Source organism: Butyrivibrio sp., assembly GCF_024699075.1.
In genome coordinates this window covers 1-14,366 of sequence record NZ_JAILQF010000393.1, presented here as the reverse complement: position 1 = coordinate 14,366, position 14,366 = coordinate 1, and the positions used below count along the sequence as shown (strand labels likewise).

Genomic DNA, 14,366 nt, shown 5'->3' with positions numbered 1-14,366 from the left:
GCTAACATGCCTACAACTCTTGATGCTACTAAGTATCTTCAGGAGAATGGTGTACTCTTCATCTGTGGTAAGGCTTCAAATGCTGGTGGTGTTGCTACATCTGCTCTTGAGATGAGCCAGAACTCAGAGAGACTTTCATGGACATTCGAAGAAGTTGATGAGAAGCTTCACGGAATCATGAAGAACATCTATAAGAACATTTCTGAAGCAGCTAAGAAGTATGGTAAGGAAGGCGACTATGTAACAGGCGCTAACATTGCTGGATTCCTTAAGGTTGCTGATGCTATGAAGGCTCAGGGTATTGTTTAATACTTTAGCTGATATATAGATATTTATGGCGGTACAGAGAATTTTCTGTGCCGCCTATTTTTTGATCTTATATTTTAAAATTAAAAAATAAAGAATTGCTGAGCAAAATTTTTTGTTTACAAATTTCGAAGTGATTTGCAGATCTGAGAAGATTAGAATACTGATATTTAAGTATTGATATTTAAGTATTGATATTCAAGTATTGAGATTTAAGCGTTGATATTTAAGTATTGATATTTAAGTATTGATACTTAAACATTGAGATTTAAGCATTGAGATTTAAATATTGAGGCATATATTTAATTAGTATAGTGATTGTGAGAAATGTACAATTGAGCCTAAGCCACTGTTTTACAAGCCAGAAGTAAAAATATACAAGAAAATTATCATGAAAATAATCATAATTTCTATATATTTTGTCAGCTTATTAAGTAGTAGCGTATGCATACCGAAATAAATTTCGAGGAAAGATGAGTATAAGTGGCTTTTTACATTTAGCCATAACTCAGAGTATAATAGTATTATAACAACTATGCTCAGGGGATTTTTTCGAAAACCTTTTCGAAAAAAGGGCAGCATGAAAATATCATGTATGCAGCATAGAGGCACAAGGAGGGAAAACAAATGGCAATAGCATCTGTAAATGGAATTGATTCGGTAGAAGATCTTTATTATAAGACCTATTCAAGACTTAAGGCGGTCTCTGAAGAAGCAGCGTTAACTTTTGCACAGCAGGTTAACCTTTTAGGAGCAACGTCATCTATAGACATGGGTGATAATACTTCAAGTGTATCTTCCATAGACAATATTCAGGATACATATACAAGCACAATAAATGCTATCAAGGCTTCTCAGAATTCAACATCAGGTATCTATGATGCTAGCGGTACATTTACAAGTTCGGTTCTTGGATCAAGTGCTATCTCTGGTTCTAATCTTGGAGTTGGCAATATTGATGTTGAGTCTTTTATAGATTCAGCTGTTAAGCAGGCTTTAAGCGATGATCAAAAGCTTCTTCTAGAAAGCATGCAGGATACTTTCAGAGCTAATACAACAACAATCGTTGATACCATGCAGTCTCTTGGATACACCTTCAATGATCTTATGGTCAGAGAGAATATGGTAACTCTTGGAAATGCGCTTAATGACAGAGCAATAGAGTATGGTCTTCCTGCAGTAGAGAATGTTGATGCATCTGTTGATATGCTTTATGACGGATTTGGAGAAGGAGCCGGTGGAAGTGGCAGTGGATCAGGATCAGGAGCTACTGTTGAAGAAGTAACAGAAGAGTACTCTAATATCGTCGTAGAAGGCGATAAGACATATCTTGAGACAGTTACTATAGAAAATGGTGTTAAGACCGTTGTAAGGACGGAGATGAACTGATAAGACTATTAAAAGTATAAATTTAAATTAAAGGATAATAATAGAAATCCCCTAAAGCAGATGATGGAAATATCCAAAATCTTCTTTAGGGGATTTTAGTTATATTATACGGATAAATATAAAAAGCACTTGTGCTTATTTATACCTTAATCCTTGGAAGATGCTTTTAAGAGTTCTACAATCTCTTTTTCTGTATCAAGTTCCATGACTTTGTCAGCAAGAGCCTTAGCTTCTTCTACAGACCACTTGCTTATGATGCATCTTGCTGTCAGAACGAGAACAGGGTTAACGCTGTATTCATCAAGTCCAAAAGCGATCAGAAGCGGGATCATAAGAGGATCTGCAGCTGCCTCTCCGCACATTCCTACAGGAATTCCTGCTGCATTACCTGCAGCTATAATATTCCTTATAGATCTAAGTACTGATGGCTGGAAAGCGGAATAAAGGTATGCAACCTTTGCATTTCCTCTGTCTACGCTCATTGTGTACTGAGTCAGGTCATTAGTTCCTATTGAGAAGAAATCTGACTCCTTGGCAAGCTTATCTGCGATAAGAGAAGCTGATGCTGTTTCCATCATGCATCCAACTTCTATGTTCTTGTCATAGTCGATATTCTTTTCATCAAGTTCTTTCTTGATCTCTTCAACGAGAGCTTTGACATTTCTTACTTCATCAACTGTTGTTACGAGAGGAAGCATTATCTTTACTTTTCCAAATGCACTTGCACGCATGATAGCGCGAAGCTGGATCTTGTAAGTATCCGGATTTGCAAGACAGTAGCGAACTGCTCTGTAGCCAAGGAATGGGTTATCCTCTTTTTCCAGATTAAGATAAGGAATGTCCTTATCTCCGCCTATGTCAAGAGTACGGATGATAACAGCTTTGCCATTCATGGTAGTAACAGCTTCCTTGTAGGCTTCAAACTGTTCCTCTTCGTTAGGAAGGTGCGTATTGTTCATGAACAGGAATTCTGAACGGAAAAGTCCTATTCCTTCACCATCACATTCAACAGCCTTTTTGGCATCCTTGGGAGTTCCTATATTACAGAAAAGTTCAAGCTTCTTGCCATCTTTGGTGACTGTTTCCTTTCCGTGGAATTTCTTCAGCTCTTCCTGCTTTCTGATGAAATCTTCACGTTTTCTAATGTAAGTTGTAAGAACATCTCCTGTAGGATTTATGAATACCTGTCCTTCAGTTCCATCAATAATAGCTGTATCCTTGTCATTTACAAGATCGATAATTCCCGGAACAGAAAGTACAGCAGGAATTTCAAGTGCTCTTGCAAGGATAGCAGAGTGTGATGTCTTACCACCGATTTCAGTGATAATACCTGCAACGTTCTCTTTGACTATCTGTGATGTCATGGATGGCGTCAGATCTTTGGCTACAAGAACTGTTCCTGGAGCAACCTTGCTGATATTGATATCTTCAATACCAAGAAGGAGCTTAAGGAGGCTCTGCTTGATATCCTTAACATCGGACGCACGCTGTTTCATTACCTCATCATCCATTGATGAGAACATATTTATGAACATATCACATACAGCTGAAACGGCAGCTTCAGCGCACTGATTGTTATCGATCATCTTGTCCATTTCGCCTACCATGGCCGGGTCTGATATCATTACAAGGTGACCTTCAAGGATTTCAGCTTCCTTGGGACCTATTCGCTTTCTGATATCATCTGCCATTTCTGTAGTTTCCTGTTTGAATGATTCGACAGCGCTGTGGAGACGGCCTTTTTCAGCTTCTGTATCTTCCGGCTTGTGATTCTCATATGTAAGATCGTGTTCGATAATACGGCATACAGAACCTATTCCTATGCCTCTTGAAGCAGCAATTCCCTCATACATATTAGTCTGATCCTTTCAATTTGAGATAAATGACATTGAATAGTGACCTGTTATTATCAGTCGCCAAGTCCGCTGTTAACAAGATCTACTGCAGCTTTAAGAGCTTCGTTTTCATCAGGTCCGTCACACTTGATCTCGATTTCAGCGCCGCACTTAATGCATGCGCTCATAAGCATCATAACGGACTTTGCATCGAATTCATTACCATTGAATACGATTCTTACTGAACTTTGAAAGGGTGTTACTGTCTGGCTGAAAAGACTAGCCGGACGCATGTGCATTCCTTCTGCATTTACTACTTTAACATTTGCTGATACCATTTGTTATTCCTCCTATGGTTTTAATATAGTTCTAGATCATTTATTTCACATTTATATGATATGAAAATGCGTGTATTTATTCGCAATGTAGGGATTGTCATATCATAATTGATTTTGTAACAATATCTGATCATGCAAATCGTGCCTTTTAGTAACATCCTAAAAACTATTATAACTGATATGCCTTGTTGTATGTCGATAGTTTTAGATAAGAAATATTACCTTTTTATTGGCACTAATACCCTGCATGCCTTTGACAGCATGCAGGGCTGAAGTATTATTTGAAACAGCTTATGTTTATGGCATATATAAGTGTTATTACAATGAATTACTCTTTATCTTTTTTGATAACACCAAGAAGGATAGCAGTAATTATTGATCCAACGAGCCATGCAACAATGTAAAGAATAGGATTACCTACAGTTGCAAATACGAAGATTCCGCCGTGAGGAGCCATGAGTGTGCATCCAAATACTGCAGAAAGAAGACCTGCAACTCCGGCACCTATCATAGTACAAGGAATAACATGGATAGGATCAGCTGCTGCAAATGGGATAGCACCTTCTGTAATGAAGGAAGAACCCATGATTATGTTTGTGATCCATGTCTCACGCTCAGCAAGTGTGAACTTCTTAGGGAAGAGTTTACAAGCAATTGCGATACCTACAGGAGGAACCATACCACCTACCATGATAGCTGCCATTGCGATGTAGCATGCAGAAACCTTAGGATCTGACATCTGAGCGCCCTGGGCCATATAATCAGATGCTGTTGCAAGCATACCTGTACCAAATACATATGCTGCCTTGTTGATAGGACCACCCATATCGATAGCCATCATAGCTCCGAGGATAAGACCAAGAAGAGCAAGCATATTAGCATTTGAAAGAGCAGTAAGCATTGCAGAAAGGCCTGTATTGATAAGTCCGATTATAGGATTAAGTACGAAGCACATTGCGATACTTAAAAGGAATATACCGCAAAGAGGATAAATAAGTACAGGCTTGATTCCTTCGAGTGACTTCGGGAATCCTGAAGTTATCTTCTTAAGCCACAGTACGATAGCACCTGCAAGGAAACCTGCTGCGATACCGCCAAGGAAACCTGATACTGTATTACCTGATCCCTGGAATGCAAATTTTGCGATGAACTTACTGAAACCGCCAAGCTGGTCAACCTGTTCGCCCCAAACAAAGCTTGAAAGAGCTGCATTTCCGCTTGATGCAAGAAGACCGCCTGTAAAACCAACTGCAAGACCTGGTCTGTCAGCAATTGAATAAGCAATATATCCTGCAAGTACAGGAACCATAAGACCCATTGCAAGTCCGCCTACATATTTGAAGAAGGCTGAAAGAGGAGTCATGGTACCAAAGTTACCGCCACCTGTTGTGCCATAGCCTGCAAGTGTATCAATAAGGAATGAAAGAGCTACAAGGATACCACCGCCAATTACGAATGGAAGCATGTGTGATACACCATTCATGAGGTGCTTGTAGAACTTACGTCCGATTGATTCGTCTCCATCAACAGATGTATTCTCGGAAACAGCACCTGTATGATGATATACTGGAACATTGCCATCAGCAGCCTTTGCGAGAAGATCATTTGCATTATGGATTGCATTGGCTGTAGAAGCTTTGATAACCTTCTTGCCATCAAAACGTCCCATTTCTACATTCTTGTCAACTGCAAGAATGATAACGTCAGCAGCCTGGATCTCAGAAGCTGTAAGTACGTTCTTGGCTCCGCCTGATCCATCTGTTTCAACCTTGATTGAATAACCTTTATCTTTAGCAGCCTGCTCAAGAGCTTCAGCAGCCATGTATGTGTGAGCAATACCTGTAGGACATGCTGTAACTGCAAGAAGATTAAGAGTTTTGCTTGCAGCTGCAGGAGCAGCTTTAGCAGCAGCTTCTTTGTCTTTTTCAGCTTCCTTTTCATCAATTATCTTCATGAATTCATCAACTGATTTTGCTGCAACGAGCTTTCCTGTAAAGTTATCATCCATGAGCATTGTCATAAGTTTTGACAGTACTTCAAGATGAGTATCAGCAGCTCCGTCCGGAGCAGCTATCATGAACAAAAGGTTTGAAGGCTGTCCGTCAAGTGATTTATAGTCAACACCACCTGGAACAGTTATTGCTGTAAGTCCTGCCTTCTTAACAGAAGATGACTTTCCGTGAGGAACAGCAATGCCCTTACCTATTGCTGTTGAACCCTTTGCTTCACGAGCAAGAATAGCATCCTTAAATGCTGCTGCGTCGTTAAGATTCCCTGCTGCATTGTGCAAAGCAATAAGTTCATCGATTGCTGCATTCTGATCTGCAACTGATAGACCCAGCTTTACGCCCTGCGGCTGTAAAAACTCTGTGATTTTCATACTTTTAACCCTATCCCTTTCTTAAAAGAATACCTTGTTTTATTTGAAAATACTGTGTTTGTATAACAGTATCTTCTTACTTAGTTAAGTGTTTTATAAAGCTCATCAATAAGAGTTTTCTTTGCAAGTCCGTCAGAGAATGCTGTAGCACCTCCGCAGGCTGTTCCGAGATTAAGAGCTACTTTATAATCTCCGCCTGACTTTTCGTAACCAGCTATGAATCCTGCAACCATTGAATCTCCGGCGCCTACAGAGTTTTTGACTTTACCCTTGCAAACACCCTGTCTTAAGATCTGACCATCTTCTGTTACAAGAAGTGATCCGTCACCTGCCATGGATATAAGTACGTTGCGGGCTCCTTTTTCCTGAAGCTTTTTGGCGTAAAGAATGGTGTCTTCATCTGATGTGATCTCCACACCGAACATTTCGCCAAGTTCCTGCTTGTTGGGCTTTATGAGGAAAGGATGATATTTGAGTACATTCATGAGCAGATCCTTGATTGCATCTACTACGAATCTGATTCCCTTTCCATCAAGCCTTTCAAGAATTCTTTCGTATACATCGCTTGGAAGAGAAGATGGAATACTTCCTGCAAGAACCAGGGTATCTCCTTCTTTTAACATATCAAGCTTTTCAAAAAGAGCTTTCTGGCATTCGTCAGGAATTTTCGGTCCCTGGCCGTTTATTTCTGTTTCTTCCAAAGCTTTGATCTTGACGTTGATTCTTGTGTTGCCTTCAGGGAGCTTTATAAAGTCTGTCTTTATACCTGATGCTGCAACACCTTCGTCAAGGGCTTTACCGGTAAAGCCGGCAATAAAGCCAAGTGCGCATGTCGGGAGGTCCAGTTCTCTAAGCACGTTTGAAACGTTGATTCCTTTACCTCCAAAGTAAATCTCTTCAGCGTCTGATCTGTTGGTCATACCGATAGCCAAATCCTGTGACATATGAACTACATAGTCCAGGGCTGGATTAAAGGTGACTGTGTATATCATTATTAAATCTCCTTTCCTGCATTTTACTGCTGGAAAAACTTGATAACAGTTTCGTCTGTGTATTGTCTGGATGGCTCTTTGTCAGTGATGATCGCACATGCCTTAAGCTCTGCAAATGTTACTGAACTTACGACTCCGAACTTGGAATGATCGGCAAGTATGTAAGACATATATGAGTGCTTGACAGCCTCTGCCTTTACCATGGCTTCATCAACATCAGGTGTTGTAAAACCTGCCTTTAATGAGATTCCGTTAGTACCCATAAAGGACTTGGTGAAGTGGTAGCGTCTTATAACATCAACACAATCAGATCCTATAACAGCTTCAGTTCTGGCTTTGACCCTTCCGCCGATAATTATGGTATCCAGGTGATGTTCTATTAAGCGCTTGGCATGAACTATACCATTAGTAATATACTTGGCTTTCGTATTGGTAATATAATCTATAAGCTTTAAAGTAGTAGTTCCTGAGTCTATATATACGAAATCATCATCCATTATCAAAGATGCTGCATAGCGGCTTATTTCATCCTTGGCTTCGACATTTTTAAAAAGCTTTTCTTTTACAGCATCTTCACTGGTGCTTACACTGTTTAAAGAGGTAGCACCACCAAATACCTTGATAATACGGTGTTCCTTGTCAAGCTCCGTAAGATCTCGTCTTATAGTAGCAGCAGAAGTATCAAGCTCTTCTACAAGCTCTGCGACAGTTACTGCATTCTTTTCATTTACTATTCGGGTTATTATATCCCGTCTTTCCTGTGTCAGCATAAGAACCTCAGTATTTTTTGAAAGATATTAAATAAAAATGAAAGTCATCCGATAAACTTAAAGGCGATATCATCATGTTTCTAAAAACATCGTATCACCAAAAATAATCAAAATCAATCATAAATAATCAAAAATAATCATAAATTTACAAAAGGAGGTACCACCTTGGGCTTAGGAAAACTTACTGACGAACAGATTGACATTCTTGGAGAAGTTGCCAATATCAGTATGGGTACATCGGCAACAGCACTTGGTAAGATGATCAATCAGAAGGTTAATATTACGACTCCTAGGGTAGAGGTCATAAACAGAAGTGAATCTTTGGACGACTATTCTAATATATGTATATTCGTTCAGATTCATTACATCAAAGGTCTTGAAGGCAATAATATCCTTATTCTTAAAGATCATGATGTTAAATGTATGACTGATCTTATGATGGGCGGAGATGGTTCAAATGTTGACGGTGATATAACTGAACTTCAGCTTTCTGCAGCTTCAGAAGCTATGAATCAGATGATGGGATCAAGCGCTACCTCCTTATCTTCAATGCTTGGAATCCCTGTTGATATCAGTACACCCGAGGTTAAGTGGATAGATGTTGAGTCTGTTAAGATTTTCGAGAGAATGTTTGAGACCAATGTAGAGAAGTTTGTGAAGATCACATTCAGGATGGAAATAGGTAATCTAGTTGACTCTACAATGGTTCAGCTTTATCCCGAGAACTTTGCATGTGATATGTGCGAAAAGTTCAAAGAGTCAAAGCTTCAGGCCAGGGATTCACAATAATTAAAAAATTCTAAATTGTATAAAACTTGGCAGTTTGTTATTGACAATATGTAGGAGACTACCTATCATAATTTATGTAACACGCTACATAAATGTGAAGGCAGTCTCTTTTCTTAAATAGAGATGCCTTTTTGCTTGGATGAATAGTTGTCGGGAAAGAGGTGTATTGTGTATGGGAATAAAATAGAGGACAGTAAATTGCCTGATAAAAAGGAAAAAGAGTTAGAAGAAAATCGTCATATTCCAAAAAAATGGCGCAAAAGAGATCCAGAGAAGGAACCTCTTGGACATAAGTTTAAGATGATCACAGATAAGATTCATAAGCATCAGGATGAAGCACTTAGAGATGATGATCTGACTTTTTCACAGATGGGTGTTCTTTTGTGTATTTTATTCCATGATGATAGTCCTATCACTACAGGTGACATAAGTAGGATCATTCAGATCACTCATCCAAGTGCCGTAGGTCTTATTAACAGGCTTGAAGAAAAGAAGATGGTAGAAAGATATCCTAATCCCGATGATTCGAGATCTTCTTATATAAAGCTTACAAAGAAAGCCTGTGATTTTCTTCAAAAAAACAAAATGTACAACGATCAGATGGATCAGGAACTTATCAGTGGATTTACTGATGAAGAAGTAAAGCTTTTAAGGAGCTTTCTTGACAGAATTTATAGTAATATTGAAAAATTCTGACACTTTATGGGATTGAAATCATAAAAAAGAAAAGGAAATAACAGTATGCTTAAAACACTAGCCAGGCAGTTAAAGGAGTTTACCTTTACAGCTATAATATCTCCTATTTGGATGGTAGGTGAAGTTATCTGTGAGATGATAATACCTGTCCTTATGGGAAGAATAGTAGATATCGGTATAGGAACAGATGATGTTCCCGGAGATATGAGTTATATTGCAAGAACAGGTCTTATCATGGTAATCGTTGCAGCTTTTGGACTTCTCTGCGGTATTATGGGAGGTATCACAAGGTCAAAGGCTTCTGCAGGACTTTCCAGAAACCTTAGAAAGGCAATGCATGATAACATTCAGACGTTCTCTTTTGCCAATATAGATAAGTTCTCTACATCAGGACTTGTAACAAGACTTACGACTGATGTCACCAATATTCAGAATTCATTTATGATGATCCTGTCTATGGCTGTAAGAGCACCCATGTCTATGATTGTTGCAATGGTAATGTCATTTTACTTAAGTCCAAGAATTGCAAGTATTTACCTTATTGCAGTTTTATTTCTTGGAATTCTTATATTTGCTCTTATGGGAACTACCACAAGATACTTCAAAAAAGTATTCGAACGTTATGATGCCCTTAATGAAAGTGTTCAGGAGAATGTATCAGCAATCCGTGTAGTTAAGGCTTATGTTCGTGAAGATTATGAGAATGACAAGTTCAAAAAGGCAGCTTTCAATATCTACGATATGTTTGTAAAAGCAGAGAAGAAGCTTGCCAAGGTATCACCTATTATGATGGGTACAGTTTATACCTGCATCCTTCTTATCAGCTGGTTTGGCGCTCATATGATAGTATCTGATGAGCTTACAACAGGTGCTCTTATGTCTCTTCTTACTTACTGCATGAACATTCTCATGAGTCTTATGATGGTCTCCATGGTATTTGTAATGATAACCATGTCAGAAGCAAGTGCAAGACGTATTGCAGAAGTAATTGATGAAAAGAGCTCTATTACTAATCCTGAGAATCCTGTTATGGAAGTTAAGGATGGAAGCGTTGTATTTGATCATGTCAGCTTTTCATATAAAGAAGATGCAAAGGAGCCTGTTCTTAAAGATATAAATCTTGATATAAGATCAGGTGAGACTATAGGTATTATCGGAAGTACCGGTTCTGCCAAGTCTTCTCTTGTAAGCCTTATAAGCCGTCTTTACGATGTAACAGAAGGCGAAGTCAGGGTTGGCGGTCTTGATGTAAGAAAATATGATATGGAAGTTCTGAGAAATCAGGTTGCCGTTGTGCTTCAGAAAAATGAGCTTTTCTCAGGAACAATATATGATAACCTTCGCTGGGGTAAGCCTGATGCTACTGAAGAGGAGTGCAAAAAGGCATGTGAGCTTGCTTGTGCCAGCGAATTTATAGACAGAATGCCTCAGGGTTATAACACTTATATTGAGCAGGGAGGTTCTAATGTATCAGGTGGACAGAAACAGAGACTCTGTATAGCAAGAGCACTTCTAAAATCACCCAAGATCCTTATACTTGATGATTCTACATCTGCCGTAGATACTGCAACAGATGCAAACATAAGAGCAGCGTTTGCAAAGGAGATCCCAAATACTACAAAGTTCATTATCGCTCAGAGAATTTCCAGTGTTCAAAACTGCGATCGTATCATAGTAATGGATGATGGAAAGGTTAATGATTTTGGATCACACGAAGAGCTCCTTTCAAGAAATCCTATTTATAAGGAAGTCTATGAATCACAGACAGGAGCAAATGGTGATGCAGACTTTGATGAGAAGAACTGATTTTAGATATTACCTGATAGTTATAAAGGAGAATGAATAATGGCAGAAGAAAAAGTCAGAGAGGTTAAAGGCCCGGGTCCAAGAGGACAGCGCGGTATGCCAAGACCTAAGATCAAAAATCCCGGAAAGCTTTTAAAAAGACTTATGGGATATGTATTTAAATTTTATGGCCTTCAAATGATAGTTGTAGGTATCTGCATAGTTGTTGCAGTCCTTGCAAATATACAGGGAACTCTTTTTACAAAGACACTTATAGATGGTTATATAGATCCTCTTGTAAAAACAGTAAAAGAGGGTAATGATCCTGATTTTGCACCGCTTGGTTTTGCAATATTAAAGGTTGCATGTTTCTATGCAATTGGTATAGCTGCCTCGTATATTCAGGCACTTACAATGGTTTACATATCTCAGGGTACTTTGAAGAATTTAAGAACATCACTTTTTGAGCATATGGAAAGCCTTCCTATAAAATATTTCGATACCAATGCTCATGGCGATATAATGTCTATATATACTAATGATATAGATACACTTCGTCAGATGATATCTCAGAGTATACCTCAGCTGTTAAACAGTGCAATTACAATTGTATCTGTTCTTATATCAATGATAGTGCTGAATATACCTCTTACCATACTTACTATTATCATGGTAGTTTTGATGCTGTTTGCTTCTACAACAGCAGCTTCTGCGTCAGGAAGAAACTTTGTCAAGCAGCAGAAGAATCTTGGTAAGCTTAACGGCTATATTGAAGAGATGATGAATGGTGAAAAGGTCGTAAAGGTCTTTTGCCATGAAGAAAAGACAATTGAAGATTTCGATAAGTATAATGAAGAACTTTTCGAGAGTGCGTATAAGGCTAATGCATTTTCATCCATACTTGGACCTATAAATGCGCAGCTTGGTAATATCAGCTACGTTTTATGTGCGCTGTTTGGTGGAGCACTTGCACTTACAACATCAAGTTCAACAGGAACAGGCGTTGCCTTCTTCCTTGCTCTTGTACAGTTGTTTGGATCCTTGTCAGTTGGTTCACTTGCAAGCTTCCTTACCTTTAATAAGTCCTTCTCTATGCCGATAAATCAGGTGTCAATGCAGTTCAACTCAATAATCATGGCACTTGCAGGTGCAGACCGTGTCTTCAGACTTCTTGATGAAAAGCCTGAGATGGATGAAGGTTATGTAACTTTGGTTAATGCCGAAAATAAAGATGGAAAAATTGTTGAAGCTGATCATCATACAGGAGTCTGGGCATGGAAACATTATCACAAGGCAGAGGGGACAACTGATTACAGACTTCTTGAAGGCGATGTAACCTTTAATGATGTTGACTTTGGTTACAATGATGAGAAGATGGTACTTCATAACATTGTCATTCATGCAGAGCCCGGACAGAAGATAGCTCTTGTAGGTTCTACAGGTGCAGGTAAGACTACCATTACCAACCTTATAAATCGTTTTTATGATATTCAGGATGGTAAGATAAGATACGATAATATTAATATCAATAAGATATCCAAGAAGGATCTTAGAAGATCACTGGGTATTGTACTTCAGGATACACATCTTTTTACAGGAACAGTTGCAGAGAATATCAGATACGGTAAGCTTGATGCTACTGACGAAGAGGTATATGCAGCAGCAAAGCTTGCAAATGCTGATGGCTTTATAAAACGTCTTCCTGATGGCTATGATACAAAGCTTACAGGTGATGGAGCTAATCTATCCCAGGGCCAGAGACAGCTTCTTGCAATTGCAAGAGCAGCTATTGCTGATCCGCCTGTACTTATCCTTGATGAAGCTACAAGCTCTATTGATACCAGAACAGAGAAGATCGTTCAGGATGGTATGGACAAGCTTATGGCTAATCGTACAACATTTGTAATTGCACACAGACTTTCAACGATCAAGAATTCAGACTGTATCCTTGTAATGGAGCAGGGAAGAATCGTTGAAAGAGGTAATCATGAAGAGTTACTTGCAAAGAAGGGACGTTATTACCAGCTTTATACAGGCAATAAGTCAGAAACTGCTTAATTTTATATTATGGAGGCCTTTATGAGTGATGAGAGACTGATCCGTAGTGAGCTTGCATATTGGAATGATGATAAGACGAGCGTTGAGCTCTATGAAGATTATATTCGTTTTGAGCCGGTTGGCAGTAAGACGATTGAGATAAAGTATGCCAATATTGCTTCTTGCAAAAGATATATGAAGGAACTTCTTGTTACCAGTAAAGGCTCCAGTGATAGCGGCTTTTATGACATACATTATATCCCTCTTAAGTTTGAGAATAAGGATGTTGCAGAGTACTATTTCAGCTTTATAGCAGAACGAGCCCAGCAGTTTGCTGATATAAGTCAGACTGATAGGGATACCGGTAAAAAGAAAGATGAAAGTCCTATCTATACAATTCCATCAAGAATGGGATTTACAGAAGGTGTTTTGTATATATATGATGATCATTTCAGCTTCAGAGTTGCAGGTCAGGGCGAAAATGCAAGACTTCACTACATGGATGTTCATGAGATAATAAAGAATTTTGGAACACTGCGCTTTTCATATGGCAGAAATGAAAATATGACATTCCAGATACCTAAAGCTATTTATGCAGAGCTTTATAACTATCTTGATAATCGCATTAAGAATATGCATGTACATGAAATCGAATCTGATCCTGACTATGACAGATTGGGAAGAACCGGCATTGGCAAACAGGTCAATGATATAGTAATTGCTGAATCTGATGCTGCAAGAGGAATGCTTGATGATGAAAACAGAATGATGTCTCTTGAAACAGGACGTCTTAAAAGAAGAGAAGGCGGCATGCCAAAATAAAAAGAATTATGTATGTTTAAAATAAAAAGAAAACGGTATGCCCAAATAGCAGATTACACGAGAAGAAGAGCCCCTGTATATGCCCTTAAAGTTAATAAACCGGGACATCCTCTTCCTTGTAATCAAGTTTATCTTCATGAGTCATGATCTTAAAAGAACTTATATAATAATAACAGGATGATCTGAAAGAAGCTTCACTTACCATAGTGGAGCTTTTTTTATGGTTA

Annotated in this window: 11 protein-coding genes and 1 pseudogene; 7 read left to right on the top strand and 5 right to left on the bottom strand. The window is 38.7% G+C overall.

The genetic code is table 11. The features are described 5' to 3' along the window. A pseudogene (locus K6G87_RS15835) lies at nucleotides 1-309 on the top strand (NADP-specific glutamate dehydrogenase); the annotation flags it as partial. A gap of 624 nt (nucleotides 310-933) precedes the next feature. Next, the gene (locus K6G87_RS15830) at nucleotides 934-1,695 is read left to right on the top strand and encodes a hypothetical protein (protein ID WP_296839415.1); all 762 of its coding nucleotides are present in this window, start codon (nucleotides 934-936) and stop codon (nucleotides 1,693-1,695) included. A gap of 146 nt (nucleotides 1,696-1,841) precedes the next feature. Here K6G87_RS15830 and ptsP read toward each other — a convergent pair whose 3' ends face one another. From ptsP to K6G87_RS15805, 5 genes are all read right to left on the bottom strand, one after another. Continuing rightward, nucleotides 1,842-3,548 carry a phosphoenolpyruvate--protein phosphotransferase gene (gene ptsP / locus K6G87_RS15825; protein WP_296839412.1) on the bottom strand — a complete coding sequence of 569 codons (1,707 nt, stop codon included), beginning with the start codon at nucleotides 3,546-3,548 and terminating at the stop codon, nucleotides 1,842-1,844. Between the two features lie 56 nt (nucleotides 3,549-3,604). Further along, on the bottom strand, nucleotides 3,605-3,868 hold the full coding sequence (locus K6G87_RS15820; protein ID WP_296839409.1) for an HPr family phosphocarrier protein: 264 nt from the start codon (nucleotides 3,866-3,868) through the stop codon (nucleotides 3,605-3,607). A 328-nt stretch (nucleotides 3,869-4,196) separates the two neighbouring features. Next, entirely contained in the window at nucleotides 4,197-6,248 is a 2,052-nt protein-coding gene (locus tag K6G87_RS15815; RefSeq protein ID WP_296839407.1) for a PTS fructose transporter subunit IIABC, read from the bottom strand. 80 nt (nucleotides 6,249-6,328) lie between these two features. Next, complete coding sequence (gene pfkB, locus K6G87_RS15810) at nucleotides 6,329-7,240, bottom strand: 1-phosphofructokinase (protein WP_296839405.1); 912 nt, start codon at nucleotides 7,238-7,240, stop codon at nucleotides 6,329-6,331. A gap of 23 nt (nucleotides 7,241-7,263) precedes the next feature. Beyond that, nucleotides 7,264-8,010: a DeoR/GlpR family DNA-binding transcription regulator gene (locus K6G87_RS15805; protein WP_296839403.1), complete on the bottom strand. Its 747-nt coding sequence runs from the start codon at nucleotides 8,008-8,010 to the stop codon at nucleotides 7,264-7,266. 165 nt (nucleotides 8,011-8,175) lie between these two features. On the opposite strand from K6G87_RS15805, the gene fliY reads away from it, so the two are divergent. The 5 genes from fliY (at nucleotide 8,176) to K6G87_RS15780 (ending at nucleotide 14,139) form a co-directional block, all read left to right on the top strand. Continuing rightward, the gene (gene fliY / locus K6G87_RS15800; RefSeq protein ID WP_296839401.1) at nucleotides 8,176-8,799 is read left to right on the top strand and encodes a flagellar motor switch phosphatase FliY; all 624 of its coding nucleotides are present in this window, start codon (nucleotides 8,176-8,178) and stop codon (nucleotides 8,797-8,799) included. A 168-nt stretch (nucleotides 8,800-8,967) separates the two neighbouring features. After that, entirely contained in the window at nucleotides 8,968-9,495 is a 528-nt protein-coding gene (locus tag K6G87_RS15795) for a MarR family winged helix-turn-helix transcriptional regulator (protein ID WP_296839399.1), read from the top strand. A gap of 45 nt (nucleotides 9,496-9,540) precedes the next feature. Further along, a complete protein-coding gene (locus K6G87_RS15790) occupies nucleotides 9,541-11,301 on the top strand; it encodes an ABC transporter ATP-binding protein (protein ID WP_296839397.1) in 1,761 nt (586 codons plus the stop codon). A 39-nt stretch (nucleotides 11,302-11,340) separates the two neighbouring features. Continuing rightward, nucleotides 11,341-13,338, top strand: a complete 1,998-nt coding sequence (locus K6G87_RS15785; RefSeq protein ID WP_296839396.1) for an ABC transporter ATP-binding protein — start codon at nucleotides 11,341-11,343, stop codon at nucleotides 13,336-13,338. A 21-nt stretch (nucleotides 13,339-13,359) separates the two neighbouring features. Next, complete coding sequence (locus K6G87_RS15780) at nucleotides 13,360-14,139, top strand: hypothetical protein (RefSeq protein ID WP_296839394.1); 780 nt, start codon at nucleotides 13,360-13,362, stop codon at nucleotides 14,137-14,139. Nucleotides 14,140-14,366 lie beyond the last annotated feature (227 nt).